We start from the raw sequence: 14,120 nt of genomic DNA on the forward strand, positions 1-14,120 counted from the left end.
GCCCTAGGCTTGAAGCTGCATGGCCTGATCTAACCCGACAGCTGGCGCGCTGTGCGTATAATGGTCGGCTTTTTCCGGCGGAGGTGTGTGATGCGCGAGCAATTACTAGCGGCAGAGAGGGTGAAGGCCATTGACTGGCGTGATGGCGCTCTGCATCTGCTCGACCAGCGCGCGCTGCCCTTTGCGCACACCTGGCTCAGCTATCACTCCGTCGCCGATGTCGCCGAGGCCATCCGCAGCATGGTGGTGCGTGGTGCGCCGGCCATTGGTATCACCGCTGCTTATGCCGTGGTGCTGTCGCTGCGGGCCCGGTTGCAGGCCGGGGGCGACTGGCGCGCCGCCTTGCAGGCGGACTTTGATCTGTTGGCAGCGTCGCGGCCGACGGCGGTCAACCTGTTCTGGGCGCTCAATCGCATGCGTGAACGGTTGGATCGGCTCAAGGACAGTGATGACTTGCTTGCTCAGCTTGAAGCCGAAGCCGTCGGCATTCACCAGAGTGACCGCGAGGCCAATCTAACCATGGCTCAGCTCGGCGCCGAGTTGATTCGCAAACACCAGGGCAATGCACAGAACCTGCTGACCCACTGCAATGCCGGGGCGCTTGCCACCGGTGGTTTCGGTACCGCCCTGGGGGTGATTCGCGCAGTCTTCCATGACGGCTTGTTGGAACGGGTGTATGCCGACGAAACCCGGCCCTGGCTGCAGGGCTCGCGCCTGACTGCCTGGGAGTTGGCGGAGGATGGCATCCCGGTTACGGTGAATGCCGACTCGGCCGCCGCGCACCTGATGAAAACCCGTGGCATTACCTGGGTGATCGTCGGCGCTGACCGGATTGCGGCCAACGGCGATGTGGCCAACAAGATCGGTACCTATCAGTTGGCCGTGAATGCCATGCATCACGGCGTGCGCTTTATGGTGGTGGCACCGAGTTCGACCATCGACATGGCCATGGAGCATGGTGACGACATCGTGCTCGAAGAGCGCGCCGCCAGTGAGTTGCTGGAGTTGGGTGGAGCGCCGATTGCTCGCGGCGTGGAGGCGCTCAATCCGGTGTTCGACGTGACCCCAGCCGATCTGATCGACTTTATCGTCACCGAAAAGGGCGTAGTCGACCGTCCGGATGCGGAAAAGATGGCGCAATTGATGTGCCGCAAGCGCTTGCATTGAGTTTTTCTGCCTACTGGCGCACCTAGTCGGGCCGCTGGCGCTGGGGATAGGTGCGCCGCAGTGATTGTGGTAAGCTCCGGCGGTTTTCAGGAGTGCCCGTTATGGGCCTCTTACCTGCGCAGATACATGGCATAACTTATTGATTTGTCGTGAGTCGCTGTAAGCCTTGAGGCACAGCGACAGGCTCCACCCCGTTCAGGACGAATGGCGCGGAGTTTCACCAGAAAAAGGAACCAGGCTACTCATGGGCGAACTGGCCAAAGAAATCCTCCCGGTCAATATTGAAGACGAACTCAAGCAGTCCTACCTCGATTACGCAATGAGCGTAATCGTCGGGCGCGCGCTGCCGGATGCACGTGATGGCTTGAAGCCCGTGCACCGCCGTGTGCTGTTCGCCATGAGCGAGCTGGGCAACGACTGGAACAAGGCATACAAGAAGTCCGCCCGTGTGGTTGGTGACGTGATCGGTAAGTACCACCCTCACGGTGATACGGCGGTCTACGACACCATCGTGCGGATGGCTCAGCCATTCTCCCTGCGTTACCTGCTGGTCGACGGCCAGGGCAACTTCGGTTCGGTGGACGGCGATAACGCGGCCGCCATGCGTTACACCGAAGTGCGCATGACCAAGCTGGCCCATGAGCTGCTGGCCGACCTGCACAAAGAAACCGTGGACTGGGTGCCGAACTACGACGGCACCGAGATGATCCCGGCGGTCATGCCGACCAAGATCCCCAACCTGCTGGTCAACGGTTCCAGCGGTATCGCCGTGGGCATGGCGACCAACATCCCGCCGCACAACCTCACCGAAGTGATCAACGGCTGCCTGGCGCTGATCGACAACGGCGAGCTGACCGTCGATGAGCTGATGCAGTACATCCCCGGTCCGGACTTCCCGACGGCAGGCATCATCAATGGTCGCGCCGGCATCATCGAGGCTTACCGCACCGGCCGTGGGCGCATCTATATGCGTGCCCGCGCAGAAATCGAGGACATCGACAAGGTTGGTGGCCGCCAGCAGATCGTCGTCACTGAGCTGCCGTACCAGCTGAACAAGGCGCGACTGATCGAAAAGATCGCCGAGCTGGTTAAAGAGAAGAAGCTTGAAGGCATCACCGAGCTGCGTGATGAGTCCGACAAGGACGGCATGCGCGTGGTGATCGAGCTGCGTCGTGGTGAAGTGCCGGAAGTGGTGCTGAACAACCTCTACGCTCAGACCCAGATGCAGAGCGTGTTCGGCATCAACGTGGTAGCGCTGATTGATGGCCAGCCGAAAGTCCTGAATCTCAAGGACATGCTCGAAGCCTTTATCCTGCACCGCCGCGAAGTCGTCACCCGACGCACAGTGTTCGAGCTGCGTAAAGCCCGCGAGCGTGGGCATATCCTTGAAGGCCAGGCGGTCGCGCTGTCCAACATCGACCCGGTCATCGCCCTGATCAAGGCCTCGCCGACTCCGGCCGAAGCCAAACAGGCGCTGATTGCGACTGCCTGGGAATCGACTGCCGTGGAAGCCATGGTCGAGCGCGCCGGTGCCGATTCCTGCCGTCCGGAAGACCTGGAGCCGCAATACGGCCTGCGCGACGGCAAATACTACCTGTCGCCCGACCAGGCTCAGGCCATTCTCGAGCTGCGTCTGCACCGCCTGACCGGTCTCGAGCATGAAAAACTGCTGGCCGAATACCAGGAAATCCTTACCCAGATCGGCGAGCTGATCCGCATCCTGACCAGCGCTGTGCGCCTGATGGAAGTGATCCGCGAAGAGCTGGAAGCGGTCAAGGCCGAGTTCGGCGATGCCCGTCGTACCGAGATCGTCGCTTCCCGCATGGACCTGACCATGGCAGACCTGATCACCGAAGAGGAGCGGGTCGTGACCATCTCCCACGGTGGTTATGCCAAGAGCCAGCCGCTGCATGCCTACCAGGCGCAGCGTCGCGGCGGTCGCGGCAAGTCTGCTACTGGCGTGAAGGACGAGGACTACATCGAGCACCTGTTGGTGGCCAACAGCCACGCCACCCTGTTGCTGTTCTCCAGCAAGGGCAAGGTGTACTGGCTGAAAACCTACGAAATTCCCGAAGCCTCGCGCGCAGCCCGTGGCCGTCCGCTGGTCAACCTGTTGCCGCTGGACGAAGGCGAGCGCATCACCGCCATGCTTCAGGTCGACCTGGAAGCCCTGCAGCAGAACGCTGGTGACGAAGAACTGGATGACAGTGAAGGCGTGGTGCTGGAAGGCGAAGTGATCGAGGCCGAAGTGGCCGAAGACAGCGACGCTGATGTGGCCGACGACGAGCAGGACGAGCCGACCGGTGCCTACATCTTTATGGCAACCGCCTTCGGTACCGTGAAGAAGACCCCGCTGGTGCAGTTCAGCCGTCCGCGTACCAGCGGCCTGATTGCCTTGAAACTGGAAGAGGGCGACACCCTGATCGCGGCAGCCATCACCGATGGTGCCCGTGAAGTGATGATGTTCTCCGATGGCGGCAAGGTTATCCGCTTCAAGGAAAAACATGTCCGCACCATGGGGCGTACCGCTCGCGGTGTGCGCGGCATGCGTCTGCCGGAAGGTCAAAGCATCATTTCCATGCTGATTCCGGAGCGTGAGGCGCAGATTCTTACCGCTTCCGAGCGTGGCTACGGCAAGCGCACGGCGATGGCCGAGTTCCCGCGTCGCGGGCGTGGCGGTCAGGGCGTGATCGCCATGGTCAGCAACGAGCGTAACGGCAAGCTGGTCGGTGCGGTGCAGGTGCTGGAGGGCGAGGAAATCATGCTGATTTCCGACCAGGGCACCCTGGTGCGTACCCGCGTCAGCGAAGTCTCCAGCCTGGGTCGTAATACCCAGGGCGTGACCCTGATCAAGCTGGCCAAGGATGAAACCCTGGTTGGCCTTGAGCGGGTTCAGGAACCGTCTGCCGAAGATGACGAAGAGCTGCTGGAAGGCGAAGAGGGTGTTGAAGGCGCAGTGGAGGATGCAGGTGATGCACCCGAGGCTGCGGCTGACGAAAGCCCGATCAGCGAAGAGTGATCTGTCGGGGTGAGTGTGCTCGCCCCTGACGGCATAGGATTTGGCGGCTGGTAGCAATGCCAGCCACCCAGCATTTTTGAGCGAGAGTGGATGTGAGCAAGCGAGCCTTTAACTTCTGCGCCGGCCCGGCCGCGCTTCCTGAAGCTGTTCTGCAACGCGCCCAGGCGGAACTCCTCGATTGGCAAGGCAAAGGCCTGTCGGTCATGGAAATGAGCCACCGCAGCGATGAGTACACCGCCATCGCGGAAAAGGCCGAGCAGGACCTGCGCGACCTGATGAACATCCCGTCGGACTATAAAGTGCTGTTCCTGCAGGGCGGGGCCAGCCAGCAGTTCGCCGAAATCCCGCTCAACCTGCTGCCTGAAGACGGTGTTGCCGACTACATCGACACCGGCATCTGGTCGAAGAAAAGCATCGAAGAAGCCAGCCGCTACGGTCGCATCAATGTCGCGGCCAGCGCCAAGGGCTATGACTACTTCGCCATCCCTGGGCAGAACGAGTGGCAGCTGTCGAAAGACGCCGCCTACCTGCATTACGCCAGCAACGAAACCATCGGCGGCCTGCAGTTCGACTGGGTTCCCGAGGTCGGTGACGTGCCGCTGGTGGCGGATATGTCTTCGGACATCCTCTCGCGCCCGATCGATGTGTCGAAGTTCGGCCTGATCTACGCCGGCGCGCAGAAGAATATCGGCCCTTCGGGCCTGGTCGTCACCATCGTTCGTGAAGACCTGCTCGGTCGTGCCCGCAGCGTTTGCCCGACCATGCTCAACTACAAGATCGCCGCCGATAACGGCTCGATGTACAACACCCCAGCGACCTTCTCCTGGTATCTGTCGGGTTTGGTATTCGAGTGGCTGAAGGAGCAGGGCGGCGTTGAGGCCATGGAGCGGATCAACCGCGCCAAGAAAGACCTGCTGTACAAGGCCATCGATAGCAGCGATTTCTACAGCAACCCGATTGCTCATAACGCCCGCTCGTGGATGAACGTGCCATTCCGCCTGGCCGATGAGAAACTCGATAAGGCCTTCCTGGCCGGTGCCGATGCCCGTGGCTTGCTCAACCTGAAAGGCCACCGTTCGGTCGGCGGCATGCGTGCCTCGATCTACAACGCCGTTGGACTGGATGCTGTCGAGGCGCTGGTGGCTTATATGGCCGAGTTCGAAAAGGAGCACGGCTGATATGTCGGAACAGGAACTGCAGGCCCTGCGCCTGCGCATCGACAACCTCGATGAGCGCATCCTTGAACTGATCAGCGACCGCGCGCGCTGCGCCGAGGAAGTGGCGCGGGTGAAGATGAAGGAGCTCAAGGAAGGCGAGTTCCCGGTGTTCTATCGCCCTGAGCGCGAAGCCCAGGTGCTCAAGCGCATCATGGAACGTAACCAGGGCCCGCTCGGCAATGAGGAAATGGCGCGGTTGTTCCGTGAAATCATGTCCTCTTGCCTGGCGCTGGAGAACCCGCTGAAGGTTGCCTACCTCGGCCCTGAAGGCACCTTTACCCAGGCCGCGGCGATGAAGCATTTCGGCCATGCGGTGATCAGTCAGCCGATGGCGGCGATCGACGAAGTGTTCCGTGAAGTGGCCGCTGGTGCGGTGAACTTTGGCGTGGTGCCAGTGGAAAACTCCACCGAAGGCGCGGTCAACCACACCCTGGACAGCTTCCTTGAGCACGACATGGTGATCTGTGGCGAAGTCGAGCTGCGTATTCACCACCATCTGCTGGTCGGTGACACCACCAAAACTGACAAGATTACCCGCATTTATTCCCACGCCCAGTCCCTGGCCCAGTGCCGCAAGTGGCTGGACGCGCACTACCCGAATGTCGAGCGCGTGGCGGTGTCGAGCAACGCCGATGCAGCCAAGCGGGTGAAAAGCGAGTGGAACAGTGCGGCGATTGCCGGCGATATGGCGGCGGGGCTGTATGGCCTGACCAAACTGGCCGAGAAGATTGAGGATCGCCCGGACAACTCCACGCGCTTTTTGATCATCGGCAATCAGGAAGTGCCACCGACCGGCGATGACAAGACCTCGGTGATCATCTCCGTGAGCAACAAGCCGGGTGCGCTGCACGAACTGCTGGTGCCGTTCCACAACAACGGCATCGACCTGACCCGTATCGAAACTCGTCCGTCGCGCAGCGGCAAGTGGACCTACGTGTTCTTTATCGACTTCGTTGGCCACCACCGCGATCCGCTGATCAAAGACGTGCTGGAAAAAATCAATCAGGAAGCCGTGGCGCTCAAGGTGCTGGGCTCCTACCCCAAAGCGGTACTTTAAAACTGCTGCGGCACGCCTCAGGTCTCAAGCTACACGCGCATCGACGCCGGGCTGTACTTGGGGCTTGCGGCTTTAAGCGTGAGGCATTGCTATGACTGATTTCCTCGCCCTGGCCCAGCCAGGCGTACAGCAGCTGTCGCCCTATGTGCCGGGCAAGCCGGTGGATGAGCTGGCCCGTGAGCTGGACCTGGACCCGGCCAGCATCGTCAAGCTGGCCAGCAACGAGAACCCGCTGGGCCCAAGTTCCAAGGCGCTGGAAGCGATTCGCCAGGCGTTGCCCGAACTGACCCGTTACCCCGATGGCAATGGCTTCGAGCTGAAAAGCCGACTGGCCGCGCGCTGCGGTGTGCAGATCAACCAAGTCACCCTGGGCAATGGTTCCAACGATATTCTCGATCTGGTGGCTCGCGCCTATCTGGCCCCTGGCCTGAATGCGGTGTTCAGCCAGTACGCCTTTGCCGTCTACCCCATCTCGACCCAGGCCGTCGGTGCCCAGGGCAAGGTAGTACCGGCCAAAGACTATGGGCATGACCTAGACGCCATGCTGGCGGCCATCGATGAAAACACCCGTGTGGTGTTTATCGCCAACCCGAATAACCCGACCGGCACCTGGTTTGGCCCTGATGCGCTGGAGCGTTTTCTCGCGCGCGTGCCGCAGAGCGTGCTGGTCGTGCTGGACGAAGCCTATATCGAGTTCGCCGAAGGTGATGAGCTGCCCGACGGCCTCAAGTACCTGGCGCGCTATGACAACCTACTGGTCTCGCGCACCTTCTCCAAGGCCTATGGCCTGGCGGCGTTGCGCGTCGGTTATGCGCTCAGCTCGGCGCAGATCGCCGATGTACTCAACCGTGTGCGTCAGCCGTTCAACGTCAACAGCCTGGCCCTAAGTGCGGCCTGTGCGGCGCTGGATGATGCCGATTACCTGGCGCAAAGTCGCCAGCTCAACGATGCCGGTATGGCGCAGCTGGAAGCCGGCCTGCGCGAGCTGGGCCTGAGCTGGATTCCGTCGAAAGGCAACTTTATTGCCGTGGATTTTGGTCGCGATACTGCGGCGATCAACCAGGCATTGTTGCGTGCCGGGGTGATTGTGCGGCCGGTGGCCGGTTACGGCATGCCGAACTTTCTGCGCATATCGATTGGCCTGCCGGCTGAAAATGCGCGCTTCCTCGAGGCCCTGGCCAAGGTGCTGAGCGCGTGAGTGAGGTCAAGTCTGCTGTCACTCAGGTGCAATCTGTTACCCCTAAGCTCGGCCGCCTGGTAATTATCGGCCTGGGCCTGATTGGCGGTTCTTTCGCAAAGGGTTTGCGTGAGCGCGGCCTGTTTCGCGAAGTAATTGGCGTCGATCTGGACCCCGAATCGCGCCGTCTGGCGGTTGAACTGGGTGTGGTTGATCGCTGCGAAGTTGATCTGCTTGCTGCCTGTCAGGGTGCTGATGTGATCCAGCTGGCGGTGCCTATCCTGGCCATGGAGAAGCTGCTGGCTGAACTGGCCAAGCTTGAGCTGGGTGCTGCGGTGCTCACTGATGTGGGTAGCGCCAAAGGCAATGTGGTGCGCGCCGCTCGCTTGGCCTTTACCGGCAAAGCGGTACGCTTCGTGCCGGGGCACCCGATTGCTGGTTCCGAGCAGAGCGGGGTAGAGGCTTCCAATGCGCAGCTGTTCCGCCGCCACAAGGTCATTCTCACGCCCTGCGAGCAAAGCGACGAGCCGGCTCTGGAACTGGTCGATGCGCTGTGGCGCGAGCTGGGTGCGGATGTCGAGCATATGGAGGTCGAGCATCACGACCAGGTACTGGCCGCGACCAGCCATCTGCCGCATTTGCTGGCGTTCACCCTGGTTGACTCACTGGCCAAACGCAGTGAGAACCTGGAGATCTTTCGTTACGCCGCGGGTGGTTTCCGTGACTTCACGCGGATCGCCGGCAGTGATCCGGTCATGTGGCATGACATCTTCCTCGCCAACCGCGAGGCGGTGCTGCGCACGCTGGACGTATTTCGCGACGACCTCGACGCCTTGCGCGACGCGGTTGACGCAGGGGATGGGCATCAATTGCTGGGCGTTTTCACCCGCGCCCGCGTGGCCCGTGAGCATTTCGGCAAAATTCTGGCCCGCAGGGCCTATGTGGACGCTATGCACTCGAACGATCTGGTTTTTCTGGCTAACCCTGGCGGCAAACTCTCCGGGCGTATTCGCGTTCCGGGCGACAAGTCCATCTCCCACCGCTCGATCATGCTCGGCTCGCTGGCCGAAGGCACCACGCATGTTGAAGGCTTTCTGGAAGGTGAAGATGCCCTGGCGACCATTCAGGCGTTTCGCGATATGGGTGTGGTCATCGAAGGCCCGCATCACGGCCGTGTTACCGTGCATGGGGTCGGTCTGCATGGTCTGAAGGCGCCCGTGGGTCCCCTGTATATGGGCAACTCCGGTACGTCGATGCGCCTGCTTTCTGGCCTGTTGGCAGCGCAGCCATTCGACACCACGCTGACCGGTGATCCCTCACTGTCCAAGCGGCCGATGAATCGTGTGGCCAAGCCGCTGCGCGAAATGGGCGCAGTGATCGAAACCGGTCCGGAAGGTCGTCCGCCGTTGATGATCAAGGGTGGCCAGCGCCTGACTGGCATGGACTACGAAATGCCCATGGCCAGCGCCCAGGTGAAATCCTGCCTACTGTTGGCTGGTCTCTACGCGGCAGGTCGTACTTCGGTGACCGAGCCGGCCCCGACCCGTGACCACACCGAGCGTATGCTGCGTGGCTTCGGCTATCCGGTAACTGTGGATGGCAGCACGGCAAGCGTTGAGTCAGGCCACAAGTTGACGGCGACCCATATCGAAGTACCTGCGGATATTTCCTCCGCAGCGTTCTTCTTGGTGGCGGGCAGCATCGCTGAGGACTCGGAATTGGTGTTGGAACACGTCGGCATTAATCCGACCCGTACCGGCATCATTGATATCCTCAAACTGATGGGCGGCGACATCAGCCTGGAAAACCAGCGCGAAGTGGGCGGTGAAATAGTGGCCGATATCCGCGTGCGCAGCGCCAAGCTGAAAGGCATCGATATTCCGGAAGACCTGGTACCGCTGGCCATCGACGAATTCCCGGTGCTATTCGTAGCGGCTTCGGTGGCCGAAGGCCGTACCGTGTTGCGTGGCGCCGAAGAGCTGCGTGTCAAGGAGTCCGACCGGATTCAGGTAATGGCCGACGGCCTGATTGCGCTGGGCGTCAAGGCTGAGCCAACGCCGGACGGTATCATTATTGAAGGCGGCAGCATCGGTGGTGGCGAAGTCTGGGCCCATGGTGATCACCGCATTGCCATGTCGTTCAGTGTGGCTTCGCTGCGCGCCACTGCGCCGATCCGCATCCACGATTGCGCCAACGTCGCCACCTCGTTCCCCAACTTCCTCGCTTTGTCGGCCCAGGTTGGCATCCGCGTAGCCGAGGAGGGCAAAGCATGATCAATGCACCGGTTATCACCATCGATGGGCCAAGCGGCTCGGGCAAAGGCACCATTGCCGGCTTGCTGGCCAAACAGCTGGGTTGGAATCTGCTGGATTCTGGGGCGTTGTACCGCCTGCTGGCCTTTGCTGCCGGTAACCACGGCGTTGACCTGACCAATGAAGAGGCGATGAAGCTGCTTGCTGCCCATCTGGATGTGCAGTTCATCGCCGCCGGTGATGGCCATGGTCAGTGCATTATTCTTGAAGGTGAAGAAGTCACCGATCTGATTCGCAACGAGCAGGTTGGTGCTGGTGCTTCACAGGTAGCCTCTTTGTCTGCCGTGCGTGAAGCCTTGCTGCAGCGTCAGCAGGCATTTCAGGAAATGCCTGGCCTGGTCGCTGATGGTCGCGATATGGGTACCGTGGTATTTCCCGATGCACCGTTAAAGATTTTTCTCACCGCCAGCGCCGAGGAGCGCGCCCGCCGCCGCTACTTGCAGTTGAAGGCCAAGGGCGATGATGTTAATCTCGCGAGTCTTCTTGATGAGATTCAGGCGCGCGATGAGCGCGATACCCAGCGTGCAGTGGCGCCGCTCAAGCCGGCAGCCGATGCGATCCAGCTGGATTCCACTGAACTCTCCATCGAACAAGTGCTTGAACGAATTCTGAGTGAAGTCGCCAATCGCGATCTCGCCGGATGATAAGAGCCACAGCTGCTTAAGCTGACCGGCTCGCAAGGAGGCGTACGGGAGTCCAGTCTCAATCCCGTTTGCCTCTTTTTACATGAACGTACCCACATTGTCTGGAGTGTGGTTTGGGCGGATTCCCTGCCCTGAATCAACAGGAATTAAAATGAGCGAAAGCTTTGCTGAACTGTTTGAAGAAAGCCTAAAAACCCTGAACCTTCAGGCTGGCTCGATCATCACCGCTATCATCGTCGACATCGATTACCAAGCTGGTTGGGTAACCGTTCACGCTGGTCTGAAGTCCGAAGGCCTCATTCCGCTTGAGCAGTTCCATAACGACGCTGGCGAGCTGACCATCAAGGTCGGTGACGAAGTTCACGTTGCCCTGGACGCGGTTGAAGATGGCTTTGGTGAAACCAAGCTGTCCCGCGAAAAAGCCAAACGTGCCGAGTGCTGGATCGTTCTGGAAGCAGCTTTCGCCGCTGAGGAAGTGGTTACGGGCGTTATCAACGGTAAGGTTAAAGGCGGCTTCACAGTCGACGTTAACGGCATCCGTGCGTTCCTCCCAGGTTCCTTGGTCGATGTCCGTCCGGTGCGTGATACTACTCACCTGGAAGGCAAAGAGCTCGAATTCAAAGTCATCAAGCTGGATCAGAAGCGCAACAACGTTGTCGTTTCCCGCCGCAGCGTGCTGGAAGCCGAGAACAGCGCCGAGCGCGAAGCTCTGCTGGAATCCCTGCAGGAAGGTCAGCAAGTCAAAGGTGTCGTCAAGAACCTCACCGACTACGGCGCGTTCGTGGATCTGGGTGGCGTCGACGGCCTGCTGCACATCACCGACATGGCTTGGAAGCGCATCAAGCATCCGTCGGAAATCGTCAACGTTGGCGATGAGATCGACGTCAAGATCCTCAAGTACGATCGTGAGCGCAACCGTGTTTCCCTCGGCCTCAAGCAGCTGGGCGAAGATCCATGGGTTGCCATCAAGGCGCGTTACCCGCAGGACACCCGTGTTACTGCGCGCGTAACCAACCTGACCGACTACGGCTGCTTCGCAGAGCTGGAAGAAGGCGTGGAAGGCCTGGTGCACGTATCCGAAATGGATTGGACCAACAAGAACATCCATCCTTCGAAAGTCGTTAACGTCGGCGACGAAGTGGAAGTTATGGTTCTGGATATCGACGAAGAGCGTCGTCGTATCTCCCTGGGTATCAAACAGTGCAAAACTAACCCGTGGGAAGATTTCTCCGGTCAGTTCAACAAAGGCGACAAGATCTCCGGCACCATCAAGTCGATTACCGATTTCGGTATCTTCATTGGTCTGGATGGCGGCATCGACGGCCTCGTTCACCTGTCCGACATCTCCTGGAACGAAGTAGGCGAAGAGGCTGTACGCCGCTTCAAGAAAGGCGACGAGCTGGAAACCGTTATCCTCTCCGTTGATCCGGAGCGTGAGCGCATTTCCCTCGGCATCAAGCAACTGGAAGAAGATCCGTTCTCCGACTACGTTGCAGTCAACGACAAAGGCACTATCGTTCGCGGTACTGTGAAAGAAGTTGACGCCAAGGGCGCCATCATCACCCTGGCCGATGGCATCGAAGCTACCCTGAAAGCCTCCGAAATCAGCCGTGACCGCGTTGAAGACGCGCGCAACGTGCTGAAAGAAGGCGAAGAAGTAGAGGCCAAGATCATCAGCGTTGACCGTAAGAGCCGCGTAATCAGCTTGTCGGTTAAGTCGAAAGACGTTGAAGACGAAAAAGAAGCCATCAAAGAAATGCGTACTAAGCAGGACGAAGTTGCTTCTGCTGGTCCGACCACCATTGGTGATCTGATCCGTGCGCAAATGGAAAACCAGAACTAAGTTCAGGTAATCCAGAAAGGGGCGACTTCGGTCGCCCTTTTTTGTATCTGCCATCTATGGCAGCCACCCCTTCGGGGTCGCCGCTACGCGACTTCATAAATTGCTCCAGGCAATTTTTTGTGCCCCGAAAAGCGCTAACGTGTTGTTTTATAGGCTGTTCAAAATCGGCAATGCATGCTAAAACCTTCTTATCTAGTGATCTAGCCGCTTGAAAAAGAAGGGAAAACCATGACCAAGTCGGAGTTGATCGAGCGCATCGTGACCCATCAGGGGCAGCTCTCATCCAAGGATGTCGAGTTGGCGATCAAGACCATGCTTGAGCAAATGTCGCAGGCGTTATCGACCGGGGATCGGATCGAGATTCGCGGCTTTGGCAGCTTCTCGCTGCACTACCGTGCGCCGCGCGTTGGGCGTAACCCGAAGACCGGTGACTCGGTTCGACTGGATGGCAAGTTTGTGCCGCACTTCAAACCTGGCAAGGAATTGCGTGATCGGGTGAATGAAGACGAATGATTTTTGATCTTCCCCAGTGCCCCCCCTCCAGCAAAACTGTCATGTAGATATTAACCTGGCAAATAAATAGGGCATATCGGATAATCTGTCTCCATGAAAACAGATGCCCGCAAACTCAGCCCCCAAGAACAGCGTGAAAAGCGCGCCACGGCCCTGCGCATGCGTGAGCAGGGTTACACCTACAAGGCTATTGGCGAAGCGGTTGGTGTTCACCCCCGCACCATCGCTCACTGGGCGCAGGTCGCAGAACACAAAGGCGAAAAGGCTGCCATTGCCGGCGGCCAGCGCGGTGTGCGCCAGGGTGATCGCCGCAGTTTGAGCCCCAGCCAGGAAGTGCTGGTGCGCACCTTGATGACCGATAAGATGCCCGACCAACTCAAGCTCGGCTTTGCACTCTGGACGCGTGATGCCGTGCGAGAACTGATCCGCCAGCGCTGTGGTTTTCTCATGCCGGTTCGAACGGTTGGTGAATACCTCAAGCGTTGGGGCTACACCCCGCAGCGACCACTGCATCGGGCTTATCAGCAGAAACCTGAAGTGGTTCAGCGCTGGCTGGATAATGAATATCCACGCATCGCACAGCGGGCCAAGGCCGAGAATGGTGAGATTCAGTGGGGCGACGAAACCGGTATGCGCAGTGACAGCCAGGCTGGCCGCAGCTACGCCCCTATTGGCGAAACGCCAGTGCGCCAGGTCAGCGGCAGTCGCTTTTCCACCAACATGATTTCCACTGTGACCAATCGGGGCAAACTGCGCTTCATGCTGTATCGGGAAACGCTGACAGCCCCAGTGCTGATTCGCTTCCTGGGTCGCCTGATTCGCGATGCGCAGGGCCGCAAAGTGTTCTTGATTCTCGACAACCTGCGCGTACACCACAGCAAAAAGGTGAGCGCCTGGGTCGCCGACCGCAAAGAGCAAATCGAACTGTTCTTCTTGCCGGCATACGCCCCGGAGTTGAATCCTGACGAGTATTTGAATTGTGATTTGAAACATCAGGTCCGTACGGGCTTGCCAGCGCGTAATCAGGACGAACTGGAAGGGCGTGTTCGCTCGGTCATGAGACGATTGCAATTACACCCCCAAAGAATCCGTTCTTATTTCCGGCATCCACGTATCGCCTACGCGGCATGATTTGGTGTATTTGATTGCCGGGTTAATAGCATGAAAATCT

10 protein-coding genes are annotated in these 14,120 nt (G+C 59.4%); all 10 read left to right on the forward strand.

Annotation, left to right across the window (positions count from 1 at the left end; all coding sequences use genetic code 11):
* Positions 1-90: 90 nt before the first annotated feature.
* On the forward strand, positions 91-1,167 hold the full coding sequence (gene mtnA, locus ACSQ17_RS17235; RefSeq protein ID WP_436069819.1) for an S-methyl-5-thioribose-1-phosphate isomerase: 1,077 nt from the start codon (positions 91-93) through the stop codon (positions 1,165-1,167).
* Between the two features lie 244 nt (positions 1,168-1,411).
* Positions 1,412-4,186 (forward strand): DNA gyrase subunit A, encoded by a 2,775-nt coding sequence (gene gyrA, locus ACSQ17_RS17240; protein ID WP_436069820.1) that lies wholly within the window; start codon positions 1,412-1,414, stop codon positions 4,184-4,186.
* A 92-nt stretch (positions 4,187-4,278) separates the two neighbouring features.
* Positions 4,279-5,364 carry a 3-phosphoserine/phosphohydroxythreonine transaminase gene (serC, locus tag ACSQ17_RS17245; RefSeq protein ID WP_436069821.1) on the forward strand — a complete coding sequence of 362 codons (1,086 nt, stop codon included), beginning with the start codon at positions 4,279-4,281 and terminating at the stop codon, positions 5,362-5,364.
* A gap of 1 nt (position 5,365) precedes the next feature.
* Positions 5,366-6,460 (forward strand): prephenate dehydratase, encoded by a 1,095-nt coding sequence (gene pheA / locus ACSQ17_RS17250; protein ID WP_436069822.1) that lies wholly within the window; start codon positions 5,366-5,368, stop codon positions 6,458-6,460.
* Positions 6,461-6,551: 91 nt separating this feature from the next.
* Complete coding sequence (gene hisC / locus ACSQ17_RS17255) at positions 6,552-7,658, forward strand: histidinol-phosphate transaminase (protein WP_436069823.1); 1,107 nt, start codon at positions 6,552-6,554, stop codon at positions 7,656-7,658.
* A complete protein-coding gene (locus ACSQ17_RS17260; RefSeq protein ID WP_436069824.1) occupies positions 7,655-9,910 on the forward strand; it encodes a bifunctional prephenate dehydrogenase/3-phosphoshikimate 1-carboxyvinyltransferase in 2,256 nt (751 codons plus the stop codon). The genes hisC and ACSQ17_RS17260 overlap by 4 nt, the downstream gene beginning before the upstream one ends.
* The gene (gene cmk, locus ACSQ17_RS17265) at positions 9,907-10,593 is read left to right on the forward strand and encodes a (d)CMP kinase (RefSeq protein WP_436069825.1); all 687 of its coding nucleotides are present in this window, start codon (positions 9,907-9,909) and stop codon (positions 10,591-10,593) included. The genes ACSQ17_RS17260 and cmk overlap by 4 nt, the downstream gene beginning before the upstream one ends.
* A gap of 151 nt (positions 10,594-10,744) precedes the next feature.
* Positions 10,745-12,436, forward strand: a complete 1,692-nt coding sequence (gene rpsA / locus ACSQ17_RS17270; protein ID WP_436069826.1) for a 30S ribosomal protein S1 — start codon at positions 10,745-10,747, stop codon at positions 12,434-12,436.
* Positions 12,437-12,664: 228 nt separating this feature from the next.
* Positions 12,665-12,949, forward strand: coding sequence for an integration host factor subunit beta (gene ihfB, locus ACSQ17_RS17275; protein WP_090387490.1), 285 nt, complete (start codon positions 12,665-12,667; stop codon positions 12,947-12,949).
* A 93-nt stretch (positions 12,950-13,042) separates the two neighbouring features.
* Entirely contained in the window at positions 13,043-14,080 is a 1,038-nt protein-coding gene (locus ACSQ17_RS17280; RefSeq protein ID WP_126624845.1) for an IS630 family transposase, read from the forward strand.
* The last annotated feature ends 40 nt before the right edge of the window (positions 14,081-14,120 follow it).

Source organism: Pseudomonas sp. LjRoot71, from assembly GCF_964253255.1.
In the GTDB taxonomy this organism is placed as follows: domain Bacteria; phylum Pseudomonadota; class Gammaproteobacteria; order Pseudomonadales; family Pseudomonadaceae; genus Aquipseudomonas.